Consider the following 23,757-nt stretch of genomic DNA (forward strand, 5'->3'; position numbering starts at 1 on the left):
CTCATGTTTTACGACCCTCGAAGCGAGGATCACGGGCTGTCGCACAATCCGTGGATGGCCCTGATCGTGCCGCGGCCGATTGCCTGGATCTCCACCGCGGCGAAGGACGGCAGGCCTAATCTCGCGCCTTACAGCGCCTTCAACACCGTCGCCTCCAATCCGCCCTTCGTCATGTTCTCCTCCGATGGCCAGAAGCACAGCATCGCCAATGCCGAGGCGACCGGCTGTTTCTGTGTCAACATTGTCAGTTACGCCTTGCGTGAGAAGATGAACCAGTCCTCCGCCCCCTTCCCGGCCGAAGTGGACGAGTTCGCGGCTGCCGAAGTTGCGTCGGAACCCTGCACCAACATTCCCTGCCTTCGGGTGGCCGCCGCGCCAGTTTCGATAGAATGCCGGCTGTCGCAGATCGTCGACCTGTCCCCGTCGACAGGAGCCTCCTGCAACAACCGGGTGGTTTTCGGCGAGGTGGTGGGAATTCATATTGACGAGAGCGTGCTGCGCGACGGCAAGGTGGACATAGACCTCATGCAACCGCTCGCGCGGCTGGGGTATCGTGACTACAGCGTCACCAGCCGTTCCTTCGAAATGCCGCGCCCGGTACCGTCCGAACACTGATCCACGCGCCCACAGGCAGGAGACACGCCCATGAGCAGCTACGAAACCCTTACGCTGGACGTAAACGACTTCATCGCCACGATCACCATCAGCCGCCCGCCGGTGAATGCGCAGAACAACCGTTTCCGCGAGGAACTGGTCGAAGTGATCGATGCGCTCGGTGACCGGAAGGACGTGCGCGCCATTGTGCTCACCGGCGAAGGAAAGGCTTTTTCGGCCGGTGCCGATCTTTCCGAACGTCCCACGCAGGAGCCGGGGCATTACACAGCGCATAACCGCCGGGTCAGGGCCAGTTTCGACTGCCTTCTGGAGTGTCCCAAGCCGATCATCGCGGCCGTCAACGGGGCTGCCATAGGCGCGGGCTGCGTGACCGCCCTCTGCTGCGACATCCTCATTGTTTCGGAAAAGGGCTTTCTGCAGATGACCGAGGTGATGGTCGGTCTCGCCGGAGGTGTCGCCCATGTGCGTCGGCACCTGGGCGAAAGCGACGCCCGGATGATGATCTACACAGCCCGCAGGGTCTACGGCAGCGAGCTTGTGCGCATGAACGCCGCCTCGGCCTGCGTGGCGCCGGAAGCGCTGATGGAGACCGCCCGGGGCATCGCCGCTGACATTGCCAAAGCCAGTCCTTCAGCCGTGCGCGCGGCGAAAAAATCGTTCCAGGTGACGGAAGAAATGTCGATCTACGACGGCTACCGGTTCGAACAGGGCCAGACCAAGGCGCTCTCCACCTCCGAAGACACAGCCGAGGCAATGGCAGCCTTCCGCGAAAAGCGTGCCCCCGTGTTCAAGACCTGAGGTCGACAAGACCCGTGGCGGTGCTCTAACGCAGCTTGACCTCGATCTTCATCATGTCGCCGCGATAGATACCGTTGGCGAGAAGGATGATGTCGCCGTTCTGGTTCACCGCAATGCGCTGAACGCGCGCTATCGGGTCGCCGATGGACATGTTGAGATGCGTTGCGGTTTCCAGGTCGGCTGAGCCGATGGTCACGATCTGGTTGGCGTTCGTCACCGTCTGACCGGGGATATCCGCCACCAGCCGCATGGCGGTGACCCTGGTATAATTTTCTTCCGGGATATGTTCACAGATCCGCTCGTCGACAAAGACATCGGCCAGCAGGAAGGCCTGTCCGTTCCGGGTATGCTTGCGCTGCAAATGGCGGTAGGACGGCGCCGCATTGCCCATGTCACCTTCATGACGCGGAAGATGTGCGCCGGACTCCACGCCCAGGATCTCGATCGTCGCGTTGTCGCGCGCGATCAGCATGCCGGTCCAGTCGGTCTTGACCTCGCACCACAGGTCACGCTTGGGGCGCTCCACGACAAAGGTGCCCTTGGCGCGATAGCGCTCGATCAGGCCTTCCTTTTCGAGGATGTCGAGCGACTGGCGGATTGTCATTGTCGCGACGCCGCACTGATCGGCGAGTTCCTTCACCGTGGGGATCTGGCTGCCGACATCCCACTCGCCGCTCTCGATCCGCTGGCGGAACAGGCTGGCGAGCTGGATGTAGCGCGAGACATTGCTCTTCTGCAACGCCTGCACGGTCGCGTTGTTTGACTTCACGTCTGCCATAAGGCTCCCTCATTTCGTTCCCCTTCAGGGTAAAGGGACCGGCAGGCGCTATCAATCATAAAATCTAGTTTTAATACTTTTTACTGGTGTCGGCAGACGTTCAAAAGGTCAGATGTCCCCTGGTCAGGTCACCGGCGCCGCTGTCCTGATCGTCCACAACCGCTGTGGCAACAACCGAAGAGCGCTTCGCCATGCGGGCTTCCAGTGCCGACAGCGCCGGAAAATGATCGCGCCACTGGCAATCGGGCCAACGGAAATCAAGTTGCCCGAGGGCTGAGATAAGCGCGATATGGCCTATGCCGAAGGGGGCAGCCTCCAGCAAGGGCGCTTCCTTTTCAAGCCGGGCCATCGCGGCGCGGGCCTTGGTCAGCCAACCGTCGGTGACCGCCTGCCACGGGCCACTCTCGCGTGACAGTTCCGTGCGCCAGATCAGCAGAATATCTGTCAGCCCGTCGGCCAGCGCCTGCCAGCGGAGCTGGTCGAGCCGCGCCAGCGGATCGGCGGGGAAAAGGCCGGTTCCCGACCTCATGTCGAGATATTCGCAGATCACCCGGCTGTCGAAGACGCTCTTGCCGTCTTCCGTCACCAGCACCGGGATCTTGCCGAGCGGATTGTCGGGCATCACCTGCTCGTTGGGCGGCAGATGAACCGCCACCACGGATCGCGTGCATTCCACCTCGTCGAGCAGTCCGGTTTCATGCAGCGCAATCATCACCTTGCGGACGAAAGGCGAGCGGGGGGACCAATGCAGTTTCATCATTTCACACCGCCTCCAGCGATATCGCTATGCCCTGCCCCACACCGATACACATGGTGGCGAGCGCTGTTTTACCTTCACCGCGAGCGAGCGCGCGTGCGGCCGTTCCGGTGATCCGTGCACCGGACATGCCAAGCGGATGGCCAAGCGCGATTGCTCCGCCGCGCGGGTTCACATGATCCGCATCGTCCGGCACCCCGAGACGGCGCAGGACCGCCAGCGCCTGACTGGCGAAGGCTTCGTTCAGTTCGATTACATCGAAATCACCGGGCGACAGGCCGAGCCGGCCGCAGAGCTTCTCCGTCGCCGGTGCCGGGCCGATCCCCATGATCCGCGGCGCCACACCGGCCGTCGCCCCGCCCGTAATGCGGGCAAGCGGCGTCAATCCGTGGCGTTTCGCCCCTTCCGCAGTCGCCAGGATCAGCGCCGCCGCGCCGTCATTCACGCCGGACGCATTGCCCGCCGTCACCGAGCCGCCTTGTCGGAAAGGCGCTGAAAGCGCGGCCAGCTTTTCCGCGGTGGTCGCACGCGGGTGCTCATCCGTGTCGAAGATGACCGGTTCTCCCCTGCGCTGGGGAACGGCAACCGGAACGATCTCTTCGCTCAGCACGCCGGAGGCTATCGCCGCAGCAGCCCGGTTCTGCGACCTGAGCGCAAAGGCGTCCTGATCCTCGCGCGAGACACCGAACTCCTCCGCCACGTTCTCCGCCGTTTCGGGCATTGAATCCGTACCGTAAACCCGGTCCATTTCCGGGTTGATGAAGCGCCAGCCGATGGTCGTGTCTTCCATCGCGCTCTGACGGGAAAATGCGCTGGTGGCCTTGGGCACGACGAAGGGCGCGCGGCTCATGCTTTCAACACCGCCGGCGATGGCCAACTCGCCCTCGCCGACCGCCAACCGCCGCCATGCGGACAAGACGGCATCCATTCCCGAGCCGCAGAGGCGGTTGATCGTAGTACCGGATACGGTCTCCGGCAGACCGGCCAGCAGCAACGCCATGCGCGCGACGCTGCGGTTGTCCTCGCCGGCCTGGTTGGCACAGCCATAGATGACGTCGACGATGGCATCCCAGTCGAGATCCATATGGCGATCGCGAAGGGCCTTCAGCGGCAGTGCTGCCAGATCGTCGGTGCGGATAGACGACAGGCTGCCGCCGTAGCGGCCGATCAGGGTGCGGATGTAGTCGCAGATATAGACGGCCTGCATCGCTCAGCTCTCCTGTGGGATTTCAATCTGGTCAAGAATTCTGTCCACCGGCCCGCTTCGATGCCCTGGCCCGACGGCCTCGGCCAGGGCATCGAGATCGGCGCATAGCGCCGCCGGGTCCTGCTGGCATGCCCAGTAAAGCGGTCCGCCCAGCCAGCGAGGAAAGCCGTAACCGTTCGCCAGCGCCACATCGACATCGGACGCACGCTGCGCGATGCCCTCGTCCAGAAGACAGGCCGCCTCGTTCACGATGGCGGCCAAAAGCTGGCGCTGGATGGTCTGTGCATCGAAGCCGCGCGCCGTTACACCGGCCTCAGTCCTTGCGGCCTCGATCAGGTTCGCGACTTCCGGGTCCGGCTGCGCCTTGCCCGACGTATAGTCGTACCAGCCCTTGCCGGTCTTGCGTCCCAGCCGGCCGGCTTCGCACAGCCGGTCGGGAATGGTGACATAACGGGCTTGCGGGTTCCGCGTTGCGGCCTGCCGCTTGCGCATGGCCCAGGCGATGTCGAGGCCCGACATGTCGGAGACCGCGAACGGCCCCATGGCGAAGCCGAAAGATGTCACGGCCGCATCGACCGCTTGCGGGGACGCACCATCCAGCACCAGAAGCTCGGCCCGGCGGCGATAGGCGGCATAGATGCGGTTGCCGATGAAGCCTTCTTCAACGCGGGCAACGACGGGTTGCTTGCCCAGCTTGCGCGCCAGTTTCAGCCCGGTTGCCAGAACGGCATCGGAAGTCGCATCAGTGCGCACGACCTCCAGCAGCTTCATGATATCGGCTGGACTGAAGAAATGCAGACCAAGCACCCGTTCGGGCCGCGCCAGCTCCGCCACCATGTCATCGATATCGAGATAGGACGTATTCGTGGCGATAATCGCCTCGGGCGAAAGAACCGCTTGAAGGCGTCTCAGAACGTCCTTCTTGACCTGCATGTCCTCAAACACCGCTTCGATGACGAGATCGCAACCGCTCAAGGCGGAATAGTCCACTGCGCCGCTCAGCGCCACCTTGCGGGCATCTGCTGTCTCGGCATCCAGCCGCCCCTTGCGGACTTGATCCTCAAGGTTGGCGGCAATCTTTTCCATCGACGCTGCCAGCGCGGCCTCGTCGCGTTCGATCAGGACAACGGGAAGTCCGGCAGCAAGAAACGCCCGGACGATGCCCTGCCCCATCGTGCCGCCGCCGATCACGGCGACGCTCGTCACGGCACGGGCAGCCGACATGTCGAGCCCGTCTACGGCGGCGGCCTTGCGTTCGGCGAAAAACAGGTATCGCAATGCGACGGCATCCGCGCTCAATCGCAGCTCCTGAAAGACGGCACGTTCATCGGCAAGCGCTGCCTCCGCGTTTCCGGCGGAGGCTTTCACCAGCCGTATCGCTTCGTCGACGTTGGGCCGTCCCTTGCCACGCCTGAGCGCCGCCACAGCTGCAGCCTCGATGACCTCGTCCGGTTCCTCCGGCGGGGTCAGGTTCCTGGCGATCCGCTTGGGACGCTGTTCCTGAAGGAATGCCATTGCAGCTTCCAGCAGATCGCCCTCAGCGAGGGCATCGACCAGCCCGATGTCATGCGCCCTGGTTGCCGGAATACGCGCGGCGCGACAAATAAGGTCGATTGCCAGGGCACGGCCCACAAGACGCGGCAGACGCTGGGTGCCTCCCGCGCCGGGAACGAACCCCAGACTTACCTCCGGCAGACCCACTTCGGTGGCAGGCGCGGCGATGCGATAATCGCAGCCCAGCGAGAGCTCCAGCCCGCCGCCAAGGGCCACACCGTGCAGCGCAGCCACCACCGGGAAAGGTGCTTGCTCCAGCGCGGCGATCACATTGGGGAGTTCCGGCCAGACCAGCGGCTTGCCGAATTCGCGCAGATCCGATCCTGCGACGAAGCAACGGCCTGCTCCGATGAGCACCGCACCGCTCGCTCCGGCAGCTTGAGCGGCCTGAATCCCTTCGACAATGCCCTTGCGCACTGAATGAGATCCGGTATTCACCGGCGGATTGTCGATGGTCAGAACGGCGATTTCACCTTGCATGGCGAATTTCACCTGCCCGGGGGACTGGTGAGGCGTTTTTTCCGTAACGATTTTATTCACGTCTCTCGCACTTTCGTTTCTTGATTTGCGTGCCTGATCAGCTTGCGATGCCCGGCAGTGCCCGGATCCACGGGACCATCATCGCGGCAACCTCGTCCGGCTTTTCGTCGGGCAAGGCATGGCTGGCACCGTCGACGGTCACAAGGTCGACGCGCGGAGCGAATTCCCTGACGTAGAAGTCGCGCCCATCCGCCGGACGAAACGGGTCCTGCAGCCCGACGATATCGAGGATGGGAGATGTCCCGGAAGACCACCAGCTGTCCCGGTCGGTCCTGGCGCGTGCGGCACGCTGTGCCTTAACCAGTTCCCCCGACCAGCCCTTGAGCCAGGGACGCGGGTCATGGCCTTCTGCAAAGAAGCACAGCCGCAGAGCCGCAAGCCTTTCCGCTTCAGGGGCATCCGGATCCATCGCAATATCGATTCCGCGCGACAATTCCGGCGCCCATTTTCCACCGCCTGCCGCAAGCAGAACAATGCCCTTCACGAGATCGGGCCGGTCATGGGCCACGGTTCTCGCGATCCAACAGCCATAGGCATGGCCGACAATCACAGCGCCACCCCGACCTGCTTCAGCGTCCAGCGCTGCAGCGGCATCCGCCGCGAGGTCGTGAAAGTCGATCTCGTGCAACGGTCCCTCGCTCTGGCCCGTGCCGCGCGGCCACGGCAGCACCACACGCAAACCGGCTTCGGTCAGCTTTTCAGCCAGATGGGCGAAATCCTCCGGCCCGCGCCCGGTGGAAGCAACAAGGCAGAGTGTCGGCGCCTCATCGCCGCCGGGACCGCTCACCGTATAGGCGATGCTGGCGGCACCGTTTTCCACAAACCTGACTTCGCCGGACAAAGCGGTGCTCATTGGCCCCTCCTTCATGTTTCACGCGTATTGGAGACAGCGCCCGGGAGCGCTTTTGAATTGTGCAGCGGCAGTGGGCGTGGCGGTGTCGCTCATGTGAGTTCGCGCAGCGGCGTGCCATCAAGCCATGCGAGAATGTTTTCGACCGCATCGGAGTAGTAGACGCGATAATTCTCCTCGGTGACGTAGCCGATATGCGGCGTCGCCAGCACGTTGGGCAGACGGCGATAGGGATGATCGTCCGGCAGCGGTTCCTGCCCGAAAACGTCGAGCACGGCGCCGCCGATGCGCTTGTCCTGCAGCGCGGCGATCAGGGTTTCCTCATCCGCGATCGGCCCGCGAGAGGTGTTTACGAAAACCGCGTCGCTTTTCATCGCCCCCAGCAGGTCCGCGGAAATCAACCCCTCGGTCTCCGGTACTAGCGAGAGCTGAACGGTGATCACGTCGCTGCTGCGGAAAAGTTCCAGCAAGGTCACCGGTTCGATGTTCAGCGCCTCGGCGCGGGAGGCCAGATCCGTTCGTGTCCAGGCGCAGACTTCCATGCCGAAGGCCTGGCCGAAGCCCACCACCCGGCGGCCGAGTTTTCCCAGTCCGACGACGCCCAGTTTCCGCCCCTGCAGCGAACGGCCGAGACCTGTCTGCCAGGGACCGCCTGCACGGAAATTGGCGACCTCTTCCGGCAGCTTGCGCATATACGCGAGAAGCCCGGCCCAGGCCAACTCCGCAGCGGGGTTTCCGGCGGCGCCGGTGCCGCTGACGGTGATGTTCAGTTTCTTTGCCGCAGCAAGGTCGATGCTGCGATTTCTCATGCCGGTCGTGACCAGAAGCCGCAGCTTTGGCAGCCGTTTCAGCAGGCTTTCAGGAAACCCGGTGCGTTCGCGCATGGCGACGATCATTGTACAGTCGGCAAGATCAGCAGCGACGCTGTTTTCGTCGCCAAGATGTTTGTCGAACCGGCGGATTTCAACCCTGTCTTTCAGGCTTGACCAGTCCGCCGACGTCAGTGCGACGTCCTGGTAGTCGTCGAGGACGGCGCAAATCGGTCTGTCTGTCATCTGGCGTTTTCCGTAAAAGGCCCGACCGCGGTCGGCGACCGGGCCGAGGTTATGTTACTTCTTGATACCGGCGGCGTCGGCGAGGGCTTGCCACTTGGTCAGTTCCTCATCGACCTGGGTGACGAAGGCCTCCGAGGTGCCGCCGTTCAAGGTCCAATCCAGCGGCGTAACCGTGTCGATGAATTCCTGATTGGCGAGGGCCTCGTTGACGTCCGCGTTGATTTTCGCAAGGATCTCCGGATCCGTGCCTTTTGGCGCAAAAACGCCGAGCCATTGCTTGATCTCAAGATCCGGATAGCCCAGTTCTCCCGCCGAAGGCACGTCCGGAATGACGTCGATGCGTTCATTGCCCAGCACCATCAGGGGGCGAACCTTTCCGGCTTCGATGTTCTTGCCGGCCGAACTGATACTCGACCCGTAGATATCCGTTTCATTGCTCAGGATCGACACAACAGCAGGACCACCGCCTTTGAAGTGCACGACTTCAACGTCGGCGCCACTGTCGACGATGAATTTTTCCATCGCGAAATGGGTCGTGGTGCCCAGGCCAGCCGTTGCAGCGAACTTCGGGCTTTCCTTGCTGGCAGCCACGAATTCTTCCAGCGTTTGGTAAGGAGACTCCCCGTTGACGATCAGAACGAAGGAGACATGTCCCACATTTACAATCGGGACCAGATCGGTTCGTGAGTCAAACGGCAGCTCCTTCTGGATCGCGGGTGCGGTTACGAATGCCGATGAGGTCATCAGCAAGGTCTGCCCATCCGGCTTCGCTTGCGACACATAGGCGGTGCCGATCATCGATCCGCCGCCGGGCTTGTTGTCGACCACAACCGCCTGCCCCCATTTTTCCTCCAGATAGGGTGCAAGATGGCGGGCGAAGACATCGGTGTTGCCTGACGGGGAATAGGGAATGACGATGGTCACGGGCCCGGACGGGTAGTCGGCGGCCATTGCCGGCAGGGCGAAGCCCAGTGCCGCCACTGCTGCGGTGATAAATTTCTTCATGGTATTCCTCCTCACGTTTCAGATGCTCTTTTTGGTTGGATCTTGGTCAGCTCTTGCCGAAGACGCGCGGTCCGTCCGGCGCTGCCGCACGCCCTCCGAACCCCAGACGCTCCACAACAGGATCAAACCGGTCAACGCCATGATCACGGCACTGATCGGACGGTCGAAAAAAGTCATGAAATCGCCGCGGCCCAACAACATGGCCCGGCGGAAATGCTCTTCCATCAACGGGCCCAGCACAAAGCCAAGCAAAAGCGGCGCGCCGGGAAAGCGGAAGATCCGCATTGCATAGCCCAGGGCACCGAATGCGAAGACCATCCACACGTTCAGCGGAGAAAAGCTGGCGGTATAGGCACCGATGCAGATGAACATCAGAACCGACGGATAAAGCAGGTTGTACGGGATGGTCAGCATCCGCACCCAGACGCCGATCAACGGGATGTTCAAAATGAGCAGGATGACATTTCCGACCCAGAAACTCATGATGAGCCCCCAGAACAGCTCCGGCTCGTCGGAAATGAGCGTCGGCCCCGGCGCGATGCCGTGGATCATCAATGCGCCCAGCATCAGGGCCATGGTGGCGCTACCTGGAACGCCCAGGGACAAGGTAGGAATAAAGGCGGTCTGATCGGCGGAGTTGTTGGCGGCTTCGGGAGCCATGATACCCTCGATCGCGCCTTTGCCGAACCGTTCCGGCGTTTTGGACAGGCGCTTTTCGACGGCATAGGACAGGAAGGCCGCGATGGACGGCCCTGTGCCCGGCAAGGTGCCGAAGAATGATCCCATGGTCGAGCCGCGCAGCATCGGCATCCAGGACCGCCGCACATCGTCCCGTGTCGGTTTGATGGCCTTCAGCCTGACGCTGTCCGGGTCGATGTCGGTCGCCTTCACGCGCCGGACGGACATGATGATCTCGGCCACACCGAAGACCCCCATCGCCAGCGCGATCAGGCTGACGCCCTCGAGCAAACCAAGCGATCCGAAGGTGAAACGGGCCGTGGCGGTCTGTGAGTCCATTCCGACAAGCCCGATGATGATCCCCAGAACCATCATTGCCAGCCCCTTGATCGCCGAACCTTCGGAAATCGTCGACGCCGCGACCAACCCCATCAGCATCAGTGCGAAATATTCGGCCGAGCCGAAGCGCAGCGCGTATTCGGCAATGACCGGTGTGAACAGGGTCAGAAGGATGATCCCGAAGGACGCGCCGAAGAACGACGCCACCGTCGTCATGAACAGCGCAACGCCGCCACGGCCCTGTCTGGCCATCGGAAAGCCGTCGAGACAGGTCACCGCGTTGGCCGGTGTGCCCGGCAAATTAAGCAGGATCGAGGCGGTGGATCCGCCATAGGTGGTGCCGTACCAGATGCCGGCCAGCATGATCAGCGCGGTGGTGGGCTCCAGGTGAAAGGTCAGCGGAAACAACATCGAGATCGCGGCCAGAACGCCCAGCCCCGGTATCACGCCAACCAGCGTGCCCAGCAATGCGCCCAGAAAGCAGTAGAAAATATTTGTGAAGCTCAGCGCGACACTGAAGCCAAGCCCGATATTACCCAGAAATTCCATCAGAAAGGCCACCGTACAAGCGGAATGGGAAGTCCGAGACCGACGACAAAGACCAGCGGGGCCATAAGGCTGAGCGCAATGCAGAGCAGAACAAGGCTGACGGGACGGATGCGCAGTTCGGCAAGTGACGAGATCACCACGATGGAGACGATGGCCGGGATCAGCCCGAAGGGAACAATCGTCAGCGCAAACGCCATGACGCCGCCGAGCACGAACAGCGGCGAGAAGAAGCGGACATCCGGCCGATTGCCCGTTCGGCGAAGCGCCTGGACCGCCAGCGACACCCCCAAAGCGGCGAGCACCACCCCCAGAATTACGGGAAACATGCCCGGCCCCATCCTCTGCAAGGTGCCCAACGGATAATTCCCGACCGAGACGAGGCTGACACCTGCGCCGATCAGGAAAAGCAGCATGCCCCCTGCCAGGTCGGTATAGTCGAATCTGTACATCTGTCCTCCCATCCCGGTACGGCTGCTTGCAGCCCTTCGGTCTGCGCGACATCGGTAAAAGAGGTCCTCCCCCCATCTCCGGGCGCCGCTCCGCCACTAAAAGAATACAAATATAGCTTATTGTCAAATATGAGTTCAAACCGCTCTTTGCGGATACACCGATGGCTCGTATTTCAAGGCAAGGTCAACTTCTCAAGCAACTGTTTTGTTGATTGATTCAGCTAAGTCTTAACCGAAAACCTTAGTGGAAAGGTCATCTCACCAGGAAGGACAATCCGGCAGATGCAGATCTTCACATGATCAATTGAATCATTTTTATAGCATATTATACTGTAGATGAAATTCAGCTATCATTTGAACTGCTTTCGCTGCCCGAGCGCCGCGCAACAAGGGACTATCGACATGGGCTCCAAACTGGCGCTACCGATGCTCTATCTCCTCGCCACTTGCGCCGGTTTTCTGTTTTCCCAGATCAACGCACCGCTGCCCTGGATGATCGGCCCACTGTTCGCGACGGCCGTTCTGACGGCGACGGGCCTGTCGACAGTCCGGGTCTCGACCCGCACCCGCCCCTTCGGACAGATCGTTGTCGCGACCTTCGTCGGGTCGCATTTCACGCCCGAAGCGCTGCACTCACTGCTTCGCACCGCTCCCCTGCTGATCTCCGTCGGCCTCTTTGTGCTGCTTGCAGCGATGCTCGTGGCGCAGATCCAGAGACGGATCTACGGCACCGATCCGGTCTCGGCGCTCCTTGCGGTCGTCCCGACCTCCCCGGTGGAGGCCAGCGTTCTGGCCGAACGTTTTGGCGTCCCTCATGGTCCGATCGTTCTGGCTCAGACGGCCCGTATCGCGCTGGTCGTCGCGGTTATTCCGTTCCTGCTTCACCTTGGCAGCGACGAACAGGGCGTGTTGTCAGAGGTTCTCCCCAGGCGGGACGGCCTGGCCGGGATCGCAGTTACCCTCGCGGGGGCACTTCTCGGACCGGTGATCTTCCGTGTCCTGAAATTCGCCAATCCGTTTTTTCTGGGTCCGCTTTTCCTGATCGCCGCGCTTTCGGCGCTGGACTTTCCTGCCTACGATATTCCCGCGCCTCTGCTTGCCGCCGCGCAGATTGTCCTGGGCACCTGGCTCGGGTCGAGTTTTCGCCCCGAACTGCTGGAGCAGCGCAACCGGCTTATCGGGCAGATCCTGCTGTCATCGACGCTGCTACTGGTCGCCTGTATCCTCGGCGCGAAGGCCCTGTCCTGGCTTTTCGGGGCGCCTTTCGCCACGGTGCTGATGGGGATCGCTCCCGGCGGCGTGACCGAGATGGCGCTGACGGCCGGGGTTCTCGGACAGGACGTGGCGATGGTCACCGCCATGCAGTTGACCCGCATCTTTCTGATCATGCCCAATCTCGGCTGGATCACCCGTCTGACCCACCGCCGGAAGCCCCCCATAAAGCAACCGGAGGCCGGCGAATGAGAGTGGCACGCGGCTCAGGCCAACAAAGGCCTGAGCCGGTGAACTTCACTCGCTTCGCTAGACCCGCTGGGTGTAGGTTGCCGCTTTCATAAGAACCGCATAGTCCCTGGAAAGATCGAGAAACGCATCGTAGCTTTTCTGAACTTCGGCGAATGACGGATTGGCGGCGGCATTCTCCGCCATGACCTCGGAAACGGCAGTCTTGAGCGCTGCCGTCACGTCTTCCGGGAAGGCCGCAAAGGTGGTGCCTTCCGATTTCAGCTTCCGCATGGCGACTGCGTTGTAATAATCGAACTGGGCCGTCGTTTCCACCGATGCGGCCTCGGCGGCGTTGGCGATAATCGCCTGAAGATGCGGCGCCAGGCTGTCATACGCATCCTTGTTGACGACGATCTCAAGACCCGCCGAAGGCTCGTGGAAGGCCGGGACGTAGCAATATTCGGCGACCTTCTGCAGGCCGAAAGCCTGATCCAGCATCGGTCCGACCCACTCGGCCGCATCGATGGCGCCGGACTGGAACGCCGGGAAGATTTCCGGAGGCGGCAGCAGCACGGCGTTAACGCCCAGCTTGCGCATCGCCTCCCCGCCAAGACCGGCGATGCGCATGTTCAGCCCGGCAAGATCGTTCAGGCTTTCAATCGGCTTCTTGAACCAGCCGGCCGCCTGAACACCGGAGTTGCCGGAGTAGAAGGGTACCAGACCGCGTTCGGCGTAGATGCTGTTCCAGAGGTCCTGACCTCCGCCATACCGCAGCCAGGCGGTGGTTTCTTCGGCGGTCATGCCGAAGGGGACGGCGGAAAAGAAATGCAGTGCCGAGTTTTTCGACGCAGCGTAATAGGGCGTGGAGTGGCCTATTTCCGCCGTCCCCTGCTCTACCGCATCCTCCACGCCGAACGGAGGAACGAGTTCGCCGCCCGAATAGACCTTGAAGGTCAGCTGGCCATCGGACATGGCGGCCACCCGGTCGGCGAAGGCTGTGACGTTGGTGCCGACACCCGGCGCTTTTGCCGGAAAGGACGTCGGCAGCTTCCATTCGACCTTGCCCTGGGCGATTGCAGGCGCCGCAAGCATGGTTGCGGGTGCGGCAACGGCCCCCGCCTTCAGGAAATCACGTCTTTTCATGGATTCTCTCCCAGATTGATCAGAACAGAATGGCGGGCAACCAGGTTGAAAGCGCCGGAAAAGCGGCGACAAGTGCCAGTGCCAGCAGTTGAATTGCGACAAACGGAATGACCGCGACATAGATGTCCGACGTCCTGATTTCCGCAGGCGCTACAGACCTGTAATAGAAGAGCGCGAAACCGAACGGTGGTGTCAAGAACGATGTTTGCAGATTGAGCGCGATCAGCACCGCGAACCAGACTGGGCTGATATCCGTTTGCAGGATGATCGGCCCGACGATGGGAACGACAATGAAAATGATCTCCACGAACTCCAGGATGAACCCGAGCAGGAAGATCACCAGCATCGTCAGCAACAGCATGCCGTAGGCCCCGCCGGGCAGCGATTGCAGCAGTTCGGCGACATGCTCGTCGCCGTCGAAACCGCGGAAGACCAGCGACAGGATACCGGCGGCGATCACGATGCCGAAGATCATGCCGGTGATCGTGACGGTTTCGCGCAGCGCCGGCAGAAGCACACCGCCGCGCAGAAGCGACCCTATTGCGCCGAGCAGCAGCGCGAAGGCACATGCCGTCAGCGAAACAGAAAAGACTGTCATAAGCGACCAGTTGATGCTTCCACCGGAAAATTCCAACCCGAACACTCCGGCCTGACGCAGTCCCAGAAGCACAACGGCGAGCGCCGCGCAGGCTGCAGCGATGCGCAGACCGGAACGGCCCCGGACCGCAGCCGCGATCAGGATGGCCCCTGCCACACCGACGCTGGCGGCCTCTGTCGGTGTTGCGATACCCAGCAGGATACTGCCGAGCACGGCCACGATAAGCCCAAGCGTCGGGGCGATGTTCATAGCCAGTCGAGCGGCGGTAATTTTGGTGCGGACTGGAGCCGGCCGGCCACGCGAGGACGAGGTCCGCAGCTTCAGGACCACATAGGCCGCATAGAAGGCCACCAGCAGCATTCCGGGAACAAGCGCTCCTGCGAACAGGTCGCCGACGGTCACCGGATCCGGCGCGAAGTTCCCGGCTTCCTGCTGCGCTTCGAAATAGGCGTTGGAAACCTGATCTCCGAGAAGGATCAGCACGATCGACGGGGGAATGATCTGCCCGAGCGTGCCGCTGGCGCAGATCAGTCCGCTGCTCATGTGCTTGTTCACGCCTGCCGACAAAAGCGCCGGCAGCATGATGGTGCCCAGCATGACGATTGTCGCGCCGATGATGCCGGTAGAGGCGGCAATCAGCGCACTGACGAGCACCACGGACAGCGCCAGCGCCGACTGGTTGCCACCGAGGGCAGCCGTCAGGCTCTTCAACATGCGCTCGGCCTGGCCGGATTTCTCCAGCAGCAGGCCCATGAGCACGAAAAGCGGTACGGCAAGCAACAGCGGGTTGGTCATCACCCCGTAGACCCGCTGAGGCACCGCCTGAAAGAAGACCAGATCGAAATGTCCCGCCGAGGCCGCAAGCAGCGCAACCAGCGTCGGCGCCCCGGCGATCGCCAGAAGGACCGGAACACCTGTGAGAATCGCGCCGAAGACGGCAAAAGCCAGGATTGCGAGCCAGAGAAGATCCGGGTTCATCTTGCAGCAGTCCGCCGCATGAGACCGGCAAAGCGGAGAAAAACGATCAGGACAATCAGCAACGGCAGGATCAGAAGACAGGTCTTGACGATGAACAGCCCCGGCAGCCCCCCGGTTTCCGGCGAGCCTTCGAGAATGGTCCAGGAACTGCGCACCAGAGGGAATGCCGACCACGCCATGATAGCGAAAACCGGAAGCGCAAGCAGGAGATCGCCAAGCCAGTCGACCCGCCGGTTGGTGAGCGTGCTCCATCTCTGGCGCAGGACATCCACACGCACATGCCTGTCCGCATCGAAGGTGACGGCGACGGACAAGGCAACGAGCGCCGCGAACGCGTAGTTGACCGCATCCTGGATTTCCAGAAAACCGACACCCAGTAGATAGCGCATCAGCACCATGGCCAGTTGCCCGAGAAAGACGATGACGGCCAGCCCCATGCAAATCGACCGCACGATCACAATCACATTCCGCATAAAAAACCTGTCTCGCGCAAAATTCCGGCCCTTCGATCCCGAGGCCAGATCACGTGACACCAGCCCGGAAGCTGTTCAACTTAGTCGCCAGAATCACGCGTGTATACAATGATTTGCCCGAATTCATGCGGGGTTTCACCGGAATGCACGCGGGACAATCGGATTTCCTGTCTTCACCGGCGCAGCGTTCCTGAAAAGCGGAGCGGACAGATCTCCGCCGGTGTGGCCGGCCAGGTCCGGACAACCGCGACCGTTGCCTGTCGATATTGTTCGATTGCATCGCAAAATGGATTGCGGCACTGCAACAAATACGGTAGGCGAAAAACTGCTTTTGGGCTTCAGGGTGCCAGGGCCCGACCCGCTGTTCCTCCCGCGGCAAAGGCGCGTTCAAGCGTCCTGAATGTCCTTTTCATCTTTCCTCTCCAAGGAGTTTCCGAATGCTTGGCAAAAAAGTCCCCTTCGTTACCTTCCGCACGCGCGTTCGCGACGATGCCATTGAAGGTCCGAACCCGTTCCGCTGGGAAGACCAGACCTCGGACGACTATTTCAAGGGCAAGAAGGTCGTGCTCTTTTCGCTGCCCGGCGCCTTCACACCGACCTGCTCCAACTTTCAGCTTCCGGATTTCGAAAAGCTTCATGAGGAGTTCCGGTCGGAAGGTGTCGACGAGATCTACTGTATTTCGGTGAATGACGCTTTCGTCATGAACGCTTGGTCTAAGGCCCAGGGCATCGAGAACGTCAAGGTGATCCCGGACGGTTCCGGCGAGTTTACCCGCAAGATGGGCATGCTGGTCGCGAAGGACAATCTCGGTTTCGGGATGCGCTCCTGGCGCTACGGTGCTGTCGTCAATGACGGCCTCGTCGAGCAGTGGTTTGAAGAAGAAGGATTCTCGGACAACTGCGAAAGCGACCCCTATGGCGTTTCTTCACCGCAGAACATCCTTGAAAAGCTGCGCGCTGCAAAGATCGTGGCCGCCTGACAAGGCTTTCCGCAGGCCTTGCGGAAGAGAAGCTTCCTCGCTGTCGCTTCACATACCGCGGAAAAAAGAAGCCCCGGACAATTTGTTCGGGGCTTCCTTTATGCGTAACCGGACGTATCGTTGTTATCGGGTAATGCGTTCAGAGATCGCTCTCATTTCGTCTCCGGGCGTCATCGGAACGCATTTCCAGCCACATGGCGTTCATGATCGCCATAGAGCACGCAAGAGGCATGCCGAGCGCCCAGGCAAAATACCACATTCGTTCGTCTCCTCAGTAAGCTGTATGATTGTCGCGTTCGATGGTTTCCTCATCGACCTTGCCCCAGAGCACCTTGTAGACCCACGCGGTGTAGACAAGGATGATCGGCAGGAAGATCGCCGTCGCCACCAGCATGTTGAACAGGGTCCGGTGGGTGGAGGACGCGTCCCACACCGTCAGGCTGGCCTCCGGCTGAATCGAGGATGGCAGGATGAAGGGGAACATGGAGACGCCGACGGTGGCGATGATCCCGAAGACCGCCGATTTGGAGAACGCGAAGACCAGCATTTCCAGGCGCGTCTGCAGCAGCAGCAGCGTGCCGACAAGGCCGAGGAAGCCGATTCCCGGCGCCAGCCAGAGGATCGGGTGTGCCGCGTAGTTGCGCATCCAGGCACCGCCTTCGGTCACCACCTGTTTGGCAAGCGGGTTGGCAACCATGTTGGGGTTGACCTCGGACGTGATGCGGAAGCCCTCGACAAACCCGGTAGAGACCAGATATCCGCCAAGCGCGAAGAGCAGGATGCCAAAACCGGCGGCGACCGTGCCGGCGCGGCGCGCCCGGCGGGCGATATCGCCGCTCGCCCGCATGACCAGCCAGACCGAGCCATGCATGACCAGCATCGACACGGACAGCAAACCGCACAGCAGGGAGAAGAGCGAAAACAAACCGAAGAACGAGCCGTCATAGGTCATGCGCAGGTCGGTATCGAGTTTGTAGGGCACACCCAACAGGACATTGCCCACCGCGACGCCGAAGACCAGCGCCGGGACGAAGGATCCGGTGAAGAGAGCCCAGTCCCAGGCATTGCGCCAGGCAGGGTCCGGTCGCTTGGATCTGTATTTGAAGGCCACCGGCCGCAGGATCATGGCTGCAAGCACCACGAACATGGCGAGGTAAAATCCGGAAAAGCTGATTGCGTAAAGCGGCGGCCAGGCGGCGAAGATGGCTCCGCCGGCAAGGATGAACCAAACCTGATTGCCTTCCCAGGTGGCGCCGATGGTGTTGATGACGACACGCCGTTCTATGTCGGTTCCGGCAATGAAGGGCAGAAGGGTTCCAACCCCCATGTCGAAACCGTCGGTGACCGCAAATCCGATCAGCAGCACACCCAGAAGCAGCCACCAGATCATCTTTAGCGTCGAGTAGTCGATCAATTCGTAAAGAACCATGTGTCTTACTCCGCTGGAACTGGGGCTGGGCCGGCGAGCGGACGCGCGGACGTTTCCCGCGCATCGTCCGCCGTCTCGTCTTCATCCGGGCCGATTCCGATGTATTTGATCATCAGGGTGATCTCGATCACCAGAAGGACGCTGTAGAGCGCCACGAACCCGGCCAGCGTCAGCAGGACCTCCGTCACGCTGAGGCTCGATACCCCGACGGCCGTCGGCAGCATGCTCTCGATGATCCAAGGTTGGCGACCGTATTCGGCGACGAACCAGCCCATCTCGCAGGCGATCCAGGGAAGCGGGATCGACCAGACCGCAATGTGCAGCAGCCAGCGGCGCTTTTCCCGAAGCTTATCGAGCTGCCCAGAGGAGGAGTAATAGAAGAAGACCGCCGTGATCAGGATGAAGAAGAAGCCACAAGCGACCATGATCCGGAATGCGTAGAACATCGGCAGGACATTCGGCACCGTCGACCATGCCGCGGCATCGATCTGCTCGGCGGTCGCTTCCATCGGATTGTCGGTGTAGGGCAACAGAAGATAGCCATAGCCGAGAGAGTCCGAATTCCTGGCGAAGGTCGCGCGCACATCCTCTCCGACGCCTTGCGGGTCATTGCGGATTGTCTGCAAGGCGTCCCAGGCGATGGCTCCTTGCCTGATGCGATCCTTCGAGCGCTCTACAAGATCCTTGATGCCGGGGATCACCGTGTCGAGAGAGCGGGTGGCAATCAGACCCATCACATACGGGACCTCGATCGCGAAGAGATTGTCGCGCCCTTCCATGTCCGGCCAGGCAACGACGTTGAACGCCGCCGGAGCGGGTTCGGTCTCCCACATCGCCTCGATGGTGGCGAGTTTCATCTGCTGGTTCAGGTTGGCTTCATAGCCGCTTTCATCGCCAAGAACGACGACGGACAGAGCCGAAGCGAAGCCAAAGGCGGAGGCAATCGCCATGGAGCGCTTGGCGATCCGAAGATGCCGACCCTGCAACATGTACCAGGCGGATATACCCAGCATGAACATGGCAGCCGTGATGTAGCCCGCGGAGACGGTGTGGACGAATTTGGCCTGCGCAACAGGATTGAACAGGACGTCATAGAAACTGGAGACTTCCATGCGCATCGTGTCCGGATTGAAGATGGAGCCAACCGGATGCTGCATCCAGCCGTTGGCGATCAGGATCCACAGCGCGGAGAAGTTTGTCGCGATTGCAACAGCCCAGGTCACGGCAAGATGCTGGCGTCTGGAGAGCTTGTCCCATCCGAAGAAGAACAGGCCGACGAAGGTCGCCTCCATGAAAAACGCCATCAGGCCTTCAATCGCAAGCGGGGCGCCGAAGACGTCGCCGACATACTGGCTGAAGTAGGCCCAGTTCATTCCGAACTGGAACTCCATGGTGAGGCCTGTGGCGACACCCAGGACGAAATTGATCCCGAAGAGCGTGCCCCAGAACTTGACCATGCGCTTCCAGATCTCTCGGCCGGTCATCACATAGACCGTTTCCATGATCGCCAGCAGAATGGAAAGCCCGATGGTCAGCGGCACGAACAGGAAATGGTAAAGCGCCGTCATGGCAAATTGCAGCCGGGACAGGTCGACAACGTCGAATTCCATCATTTTTCCCCTTTTCAAGTCATAATCGACCTGAGTGCGATGCATTTGCATCCAAGGCGTGAAGGCTCATATACGATGCAGGTTTGAAGTGTACGGTCGAACCAGTCTCCAGACCAGTGTGTCCAGGTTGGCCAAAGAAATTAACCGGGTAAAGTCAGGACCTTGTACTATCGCTCTCCACGCCCGGGATCGTGACCCAGTGACCGGGCAAGGTCAATGCGACAGATGGTGTCCAACCCAGGAACCCGCGCGAAGCTGTCCTTGCTCACCGGCCTTCCTGTCCGGGTTCAGGCAGATGCAGGACCCGGCCTGCCGCCTCGAGTTCAAGCCGCTTGTGAGCGATCATCAGAACGGATGCGCTGCCTCTGAATTTCAGAAACCGGGACAGGACGTCGCAGGACGTTTCGCTGTCGAGCCCTTCGGTCATCTCATCGAGAATAAAAAGTTGCGGCCGGGTCAAAAAGGCCCGTGCGAGCGCCAGCCGCCGCTGTTCGCCGCCTGAAAGGCCGAGCCCGCCCTCGCCCAGAACCGTGCCAAGGCCCAGCGGGCTTTCCGCAATCCTGTCGGCCAGCGCAGCATGCTCCAGCGCGGCCCAAAGGTCAGCCTCGGTCGCCTCCGCATTTGCGATGCGCAGATTGGCCGTGACTGTGTCATTGAACAGATATGCCCGTTGACCGAGTACCGTGATCGACCGGCGAAGCGCCTCTTCTTCGTATGCGTGAAGGTCCTGCCCGGCCAGAAAGACGTGACCGGTGCGTGGCTCCAGCATGCGCGAGGCAATGGCCGCAACGGTGCTTTTGCCGCACCCGCTGCGGCCGGCAATCGCGACCACTTCCGCCTTGCCGATGTCAAAGGACAGCGTCTCGAGAACATTCCGCGCTGCTCCCGGATACCGGAAAGTCACTGCCTCGAAGCCAAGTACCGGAGGCGTGTCGCCCGGCCGCCAGACCGCGGGCGGTTGCGCACCGCACGGCTGCGCGGCAGGAACGGATTGAAGAGCCGAGACCCTTTTGGCCGCCAATGCTGTTCGCGGAAGTCTGGCCAGGCCCGGCAGGGCCATGGAAAACAGTTCAGGCAATGCCACGACGACCAGAACCAGTCCGACCGCAAGTGCGGGGCTGAACGCGGCTTGCGCCACTCCCACGATAGCCACCGCGAGGGAGACGGCAAGAAAGGTCTGGCCGACAAGGCCCGACAGACAGATCAACCGGGTTGCCCGGCGCTCCTCCACATCCTCGGCCACCGTCAACCGGTTATCGGCGGACAGGATCGGCGCTGCTGCGGCGTCGAGACCGCCGTAGATGGCAAGGTCGCGGCGGCCCGCGACCAGATCGGCGGCCCGCAGCCTGATAGCGTCCGAGGCGGCGTCCGCCCGCCGCGCGACCTTTCCGTCCGCCCGGGCAACCGACACCCAGGCGAGACCGGCCCAGGCGCACAGAAACACGGCCCCGGTCAGGAACACCGGTGGGGAAATGACAAGCCAGACGCACAGGAGACCGGCGGCGGTGAAAACACACAGAAGGACCGGCACAACGATCCGCAGATAGACCGTGTCCAGCGCGGTGATGTCCAGAGTCAGGCGGTTGAGGAGAACAGCCGAACGGCGGTGGCGGTCCCTGCTTGCCACGAAGGCGGCGAAGAGCTGATTGCGCAACGCGGTGAGGAACCGGAATGTGGCGTCGTGCGTTACCACCCGTTCGCCGTATCTTCCCGCGGTTCTGATGATGGCGAGCGCGCGAATGAGCGCACTCGGCGCGAATATGTTCAGGAACGCCCCGCTCAGACCCGCCAGCGCCGCAGCTGTGATGAACCATCCGGAGACCCCGAGCAGCAGGATACCGGCAACAGCGGGCAGGATGGCGGTGAGAATGCCAATCCAGAAGTGGAACCGGTCATGACGATACTGGGAGGAAACGATCTGCCAGACGGCTTTCATGGAATCGCCCCTTCCCTTACCCCGGACACCAGATCCGCAAGATCAATGGTCCGGCCCGGCATTTCGAGGACAGACGGATCATGGGACGCGATCAGGGAGGTGCGCCCGGCCGTGAGGGTCTTCAGGCCCCGGATGACGTCCGCGGCCGTGTCGTCGTCGAGACCCGCAGTCGGTTCGTCGGCAAGGACCAGTGTTGCGTTACGGCGCATTGCGGCACGCGCCAGCGCCACGCGGCGGATTTCGCCGACAGACAGGCCGAACCCGTCCTCTCCCAACGGCGTGGCAAGCCCGAGCGGAAGACGCCTGACAAGATCCTCCGCGCCGGCCAGACGCAATGCCTGCCAAAGGTCGTCTTCGCTTGCTGGCGCACCGCTCTCCACTCCCTTGAGCAGATTGGCTTTCAGGCTGCCATGGAAGAGACGCGGCGACTGGCTGATCCAGATTACATTTCGGCGCAAGGGAGCGGCAACCCGCCGTACGCTCTGTCCGCCGATCCGGACTTCCCCGTCAGAGGGCATATGAAACCCGAGCAGGCAATCCAGCAGGGTCGTCTTGCCGCTGCCGCTCGGTCCCGCGAGGAAAACCGTTTCTTCCGGCGCGACTTCAAGATCCATATTCGCGAAAATCCGCCGTCCCGCCAGACAGAGCGTCACATCCGAAAAGCGGATCGATGGCGGCGAGGAGAGAACTTTGCTGGCGACCGTGGCCGGGTTGTCCCGGAAGACGCACTCAGGCTGCTGCGGACTGCCCGGTCCGATTTCCTCAACCAGTGCGGCCAGTTTTTCCAGCGCTGCGAGACCGGCGGCGCGGTCGTGATAGGCTGCGGCATAGGCCCTGAGCGGCGCAAAAAAATCCGGTGCCAGCAGCAGGACAAACAACCCGGCCGAATAGGTCAGCGGAGCACCCCAGGTGCCGAATTCAATGTCGCCCAGCAGAGAAAACCCGACATAGACAGCGCAAAACGCGATGCCGAGTGCGGAAAACAGCTCCAGGACGGTGGAGGACAGGAAGGCGATCTTGAGAACCCGCATGGTTCCCAGCCGGAACCGCTCTCCGGCGGTGCGGATATCGTCTTCGGTGCGATCTGCCGCGCCGAACAGGATCAGCGTTTCCAATCCGCGTATCCGGTCCAGAAGCATGCCGCTCAACCGGGTCAGTTCTTCCTGCTGCGCCGCGCTTGCTGCTTTGGCCCGCATCCCTATCAGGGCCATGAATACGGGGATCAACGGACCACAAATCAGGAGTATCAGCGCAGCCAGCCAGCTGAACCAGGCGGTGACAAGAACGATCGCAAGCGGCACCAGTTTCAGGCGCATGACCTGGGGAAGATAATTGCGGTAATAGGGTCCCAGAAGATCCACCTGCTCGGTGATCCGCGCCGCGAAGGCGCCCGACGCCGGGAAATCCGCGCAGGGGGACCGTTCCACCGCCACCTGTAGAATGTGCTCCCTCGCCCGGCTCTGGATCTTGCGCGCAATGCGGCGGGCACCGTTCAATGCCCGGTTTTGCAGGAACGCCCTGAGCAACGCGAGGCAGACCATGGCCGCAACAATGAGGAACAACTGGCCGGAAACCGATGCCGAATGAGGGCCGGCCGCTCCGGCGCCGGAAAGACCCGCAAGCATTTCACCAAGAGCAATAGAGATCAGCCCGGCTTGCGGGATCCACAACAGATCGGACACACCGAGCAGATAGCCGGTCCGGCGCAGGCCATGCCCCTCCCCTTCGAGCGGCTGACCGATGGCGGCATGTGCCTGCCGCTGCACCGGTTCTCCCGCTCCTGCCGGATCTGAAGTCAATCTCTGTAACATCGGAAATGTGATGTCGCGCTCCCCCCGTGATTTCAAGCGGCACATTGCCACGGTATCCCCAGCCTCCCGTCTTAGCGCGCCCGGTTTTCGAGTTCCACCAGGAAACGGGTCAGGTCACAGGTGCAGAAAGACCTGCGGAAAAACAAAAAGGGCGACGCGATTGCGCCGCCCTCTCAAAATTT

General features: G+C 61.6%; 21 protein-coding genes. 4 read left to right on the forward strand and 17 right to left on the reverse strand.

What is annotated here, in order from left to right; translation table 11 throughout:
* Positions 1–3: 3 nt before the first annotated feature.
* Both OA90_RS09965 and OA90_RS09970 read left to right on the forward strand, forming a co-directional pair.
* Positions 4–615, forward strand: a complete 612-nt coding sequence (locus OA90_RS09965) for a flavin reductase family protein (RefSeq protein ID WP_068410150.1) — start codon at positions 4–6, stop codon at positions 613–615.
* A gap of 30 nt (positions 616–645) precedes the next feature.
* Entirely contained in the window at positions 646–1,413 is a 768-nt protein-coding gene (locus tag OA90_RS09970) for an enoyl-CoA hydratase/isomerase family protein (protein ID WP_068410154.1), read from the forward strand.
* A gap of 25 nt (positions 1,414–1,438) precedes the next feature.
* Here the strand turns inward: OA90_RS09970 and OA90_RS09975 are convergent, their stop codons facing one another.
* From OA90_RS09975 to OA90_RS10015, 9 genes are all read right to left on the reverse strand, one after another.
* On the reverse strand, positions 1,439–2,191 hold the full coding sequence (locus tag OA90_RS09975) for a GntR family transcriptional regulator (protein WP_068410157.1): 753 nt from the start codon (positions 2,189–2,191) through the stop codon (positions 1,439–1,441).
* A gap of 100 nt (positions 2,192–2,291) precedes the next feature.
* On the reverse strand, positions 2,292–2,951 hold the full coding sequence (locus OA90_RS09980; protein WP_244274585.1) for a glutathione S-transferase N-terminal domain-containing protein: 660 nt from the start codon (positions 2,949–2,951) through the stop codon (positions 2,292–2,294).
* A gap of 1 nt (position 2,952) precedes the next feature.
* Positions 2,953–4,155, reverse strand: a complete 1,203-nt coding sequence (pcaF, locus tag OA90_RS09985) for a 3-oxoadipyl-CoA thiolase (RefSeq protein ID WP_068410161.1) — start codon at positions 4,153–4,155, stop codon at positions 2,953–2,955.
* A 3-nt stretch (positions 4,156–4,158) separates the two neighbouring features.
* A complete protein-coding gene (locus OA90_RS09990; protein ID WP_068410652.1) occupies positions 4,159–6,189 on the reverse strand; it encodes a 3-hydroxyacyl-CoA dehydrogenase NAD-binding domain-containing protein in 2,031 nt (676 codons plus the stop codon).
* 97 nt (positions 6,190–6,286) lie between these two features.
* Entirely contained in the window at positions 6,287–7,102 is an 816-nt protein-coding gene (locus OA90_RS09995) for an alpha/beta hydrolase (protein ID WP_199823659.1), read from the reverse strand.
* Between the two features lie 89 nt (positions 7,103–7,191).
* A complete protein-coding gene (locus tag OA90_RS10000) occupies positions 7,192–8,154 on the reverse strand; it encodes a D-2-hydroxyacid dehydrogenase family protein (protein ID WP_068410168.1) in 963 nt (320 codons plus the stop codon).
* A gap of 54 nt (positions 8,155–8,208) precedes the next feature.
* On the reverse strand, positions 8,209–9,159 hold the full coding sequence (locus OA90_RS10005; protein WP_068410171.1) for a tripartite tricarboxylate transporter substrate binding protein: 951 nt from the start codon (positions 9,157–9,159) through the stop codon (positions 8,209–8,211).
* Positions 9,160–9,177: 18 nt separating this feature from the next.
* Positions 9,178–10,725: a tripartite tricarboxylate transporter permease gene (locus OA90_RS10010; protein WP_068410655.1), complete on the reverse strand. Its 1,548-nt coding sequence runs from the start codon at positions 10,723–10,725 to the stop codon at positions 9,178–9,180.
* Positions 10,725–11,174, reverse strand: coding sequence for a tripartite tricarboxylate transporter TctB family protein (locus OA90_RS10015; protein WP_068410175.1), 450 nt, complete (start codon positions 11,172–11,174; stop codon positions 10,725–10,727). The genes OA90_RS10010 and OA90_RS10015 overlap by 1 nt, the downstream gene beginning before the upstream one ends.
* Positions 11,175–11,576: 402 nt before the next feature.
* Between OA90_RS10015 and OA90_RS10020 the strand changes: the two genes are divergently transcribed.
* Entirely contained in the window at positions 11,577–12,638 is a 1,062-nt protein-coding gene (locus OA90_RS10020) for an AbrB family transcriptional regulator (RefSeq protein ID WP_199823660.1), read from the forward strand.
* Between the two features lie 57 nt (positions 12,639–12,695).
* Here the strand turns inward: OA90_RS10020 and OA90_RS10025 are convergent, their stop codons facing one another.
* From OA90_RS10025 to OA90_RS10035, 3 genes are read right to left on the reverse strand one after another with little or no spacing between them, the layout of a single operon-like run.
* Positions 12,696–13,760, reverse strand: a complete 1,065-nt coding sequence (locus tag OA90_RS10025; RefSeq protein WP_068410177.1) for a substrate-binding domain-containing protein — start codon at positions 13,758–13,760, stop codon at positions 12,696–12,698.
* Between the two features lie 19 nt (positions 13,761–13,779).
* Positions 13,780–15,336 carry a TRAP transporter large permease subunit gene (locus OA90_RS10030; RefSeq protein WP_068410180.1) on the reverse strand — a complete coding sequence of 519 codons (1,557 nt, stop codon included), beginning with the start codon at positions 15,334–15,336 and terminating at the stop codon, positions 13,780–13,782.
* Complete coding sequence (locus tag OA90_RS10035; protein ID WP_208986063.1) at positions 15,333–15,809, reverse strand: TRAP transporter small permease subunit; 477 nt, start codon at positions 15,807–15,809, stop codon at positions 15,333–15,335. The genes OA90_RS10030 and OA90_RS10035 overlap by 4 nt, the downstream gene beginning before the upstream one ends.
* 437 nt (positions 15,810–16,246) lie before the next feature.
* Here OA90_RS10035 and OA90_RS10040 point away from each other — a divergent pair, with 437 nt between their 5' ends.
* The gene (locus OA90_RS10040) at positions 16,247–16,789 is read left to right on the forward strand and encodes a peroxiredoxin (protein ID WP_068410182.1); all 543 of its coding nucleotides are present in this window, start codon (positions 16,247–16,249) and stop codon (positions 16,787–16,789) included.
* Positions 16,790–16,928: 139 nt separating this feature from the next.
* Here the strand turns inward: OA90_RS10040 and cydX are convergent, their stop codons facing one another.
* The 5 genes from cydX to cydD all read right to left on the reverse strand — a co-directional run bounded on the left by cydX (position 16,929) and on the right by cydD (position 23,530).
* Positions 16,929–17,048: a cytochrome bd-I oxidase subunit CydX gene (gene cydX / locus OA90_RS10045; RefSeq protein ID WP_068410185.1), complete on the reverse strand. Its 120-nt coding sequence runs from the start codon at positions 17,046–17,048 to the stop codon at positions 16,929–16,931.
* A gap of 12 nt (positions 17,049–17,060) precedes the next feature.
* Positions 17,061–18,218: a cytochrome d ubiquinol oxidase subunit II gene (gene cydB, locus OA90_RS10050; protein ID WP_068410188.1), complete on the reverse strand. Its 1,158-nt coding sequence runs from the start codon at positions 18,216–18,218 to the stop codon at positions 17,061–17,063.
* Between the two features lie 5 nt (positions 18,219–18,223).
* Positions 18,224–19,828, reverse strand: coding sequence for a cytochrome ubiquinol oxidase subunit I (locus OA90_RS10055; RefSeq protein WP_068410663.1), 1,605 nt, complete (start codon positions 19,826–19,828; stop codon positions 18,224–18,226).
* Between the two features lie 265 nt (positions 19,829–20,093).
* On the reverse strand, positions 20,094–21,764 hold the full coding sequence (locus tag OA90_RS10060; protein WP_068410191.1) for an ATP-binding cassette domain-containing protein: 1,671 nt from the start codon (positions 21,762–21,764) through the stop codon (positions 20,094–20,096).
* Positions 21,761–23,530 carry a thiol reductant ABC exporter subunit CydD gene (cydD, locus tag OA90_RS10065; RefSeq protein ID WP_068410194.1) on the reverse strand — a complete coding sequence of 590 codons (1,770 nt, stop codon included), beginning with the start codon at positions 23,528–23,530 and terminating at the stop codon, positions 21,761–21,763. Before cydD ends, OA90_RS10060 begins: the two co-directional genes overlap by 4 nt.
* Positions 23,531–23,757: the final 227 nt, after the last annotated feature.

The organism is Labrenzia sp. OB1, from assembly GCF_001624695.1.
Classification (GTDB): domain Bacteria; phylum Pseudomonadota; class Alphaproteobacteria; order Rhizobiales; family Stappiaceae; genus Roseibium.

Coding starts and splice junctions, on each gene's coding strand:
- OA90_RS09980 (WP_244274585.1), bottom strand. CDS start 2,951: ATGATGAAACTGCATTGGTCCCCCCGCTCGCCTTTCGTCCGCAAGGTG.
- OA90_RS09965 (WP_068410150.1), top strand. CDS start 4: ATGTTTTACGACCCTCGAAGCGAGGATCACGGGCTGTCGCACAATCCG.
- cydX (WP_068410185.1), bottom strand. CDS start 17,048: ATGTGGTATTTTGCCTGGGCGCTCGGCATGCCTCTTGCGTGCTCTATG.
- OA90_RS10000 (WP_068410168.1), bottom strand. CDS start 8,154: ATGACAGACAGACCGATTTGCGCCGTCCTCGACGACTACCAGGACGTC.
- OA90_RS10020 (WP_199823660.1), top strand. CDS start 11,577: ATGGGCTCCAAACTGGCGCTACCGATGCTCTATCTCCTCGCCACTTGC.
- pcaF (WP_068410161.1), bottom strand. CDS start 4,155: ATGCAGGCCGTCTATATCTGCGACTACATCCGCACCCTGATCGGCCGC.
- OA90_RS09995 (WP_199823659.1), bottom strand. CDS start 7,102: ATGAGCACCGCTTTGTCCGGCGAAGTCAGGTTTGTGGAAAACGGTGCC.
- OA90_RS09975 (WP_068410157.1), bottom strand. CDS start 2,191: ATGGCAGACGTGAAGTCAAACAACGCGACCGTGCAGGCGTTGCAGAAG.
- OA90_RS09990 (WP_068410652.1), bottom strand. CDS start 6,189: ATGCAAGGTGAAATCGCCGTTCTGACCATCGACAATCCGCCGGTGAAT.
- OA90_RS10060 (WP_068410191.1), bottom strand. CDS start 21,764: ATGAAAGCCGTCTGGCAGATCGTTTCCTCCCAGTATCGTCATGACCGG.
- OA90_RS10030 (WP_068410180.1), bottom strand. CDS start 15,336: ATGAACCCGGATCTTCTCTGGCTCGCAATCCTGGCTTTTGCCGTCTTC.
- OA90_RS10035 (WP_208986063.1), bottom strand. CDS start 15,809: ATGCGGAATGTGATTGTGATCGTGCGGTCGATTTGCATGGGGCTGGCC.
- OA90_RS10005 (WP_068410171.1), bottom strand. CDS start 9,159: ATGAAGAAATTTATCACCGCAGCAGTGGCGGCACTGGGCTTCGCCCTG.
- OA90_RS10015 (WP_068410175.1), bottom strand. CDS start 11,174: ATGTACAGATTCGACTATACCGACCTGGCAGGGGGCATGCTGCTTTTC.
- cydB (WP_068410188.1), bottom strand. CDS start 18,218: ATGGTTCTTTACGAATTGATCGACTACTCGACGCTAAAGATGATCTGG.
- OA90_RS10055 (WP_068410663.1), bottom strand. CDS start 19,828: ATGGAATTCGACGTTGTCGACCTGTCCCGGCTGCAATTTGCCATGACG.
- OA90_RS10040 (WP_068410182.1), top strand. CDS start 16,247: ATGCTTGGCAAAAAAGTCCCCTTCGTTACCTTCCGCACGCGCGTTCGC.
- OA90_RS09970 (WP_068410154.1), top strand. CDS start 646: ATGAGCAGCTACGAAACCCTTACGCTGGACGTAAACGACTTCATCGCC.
- OA90_RS10010 (WP_068410655.1), bottom strand. CDS start 10,725: ATGGAATTTCTGGGTAATATCGGGCTTGGCTTCAGTGTCGCGCTGAGC.
- OA90_RS10025 (WP_068410177.1), bottom strand. CDS start 13,760: ATGAAAAGACGTGATTTCCTGAAGGCGGGGGCCGTTGCCGCACCCGCA.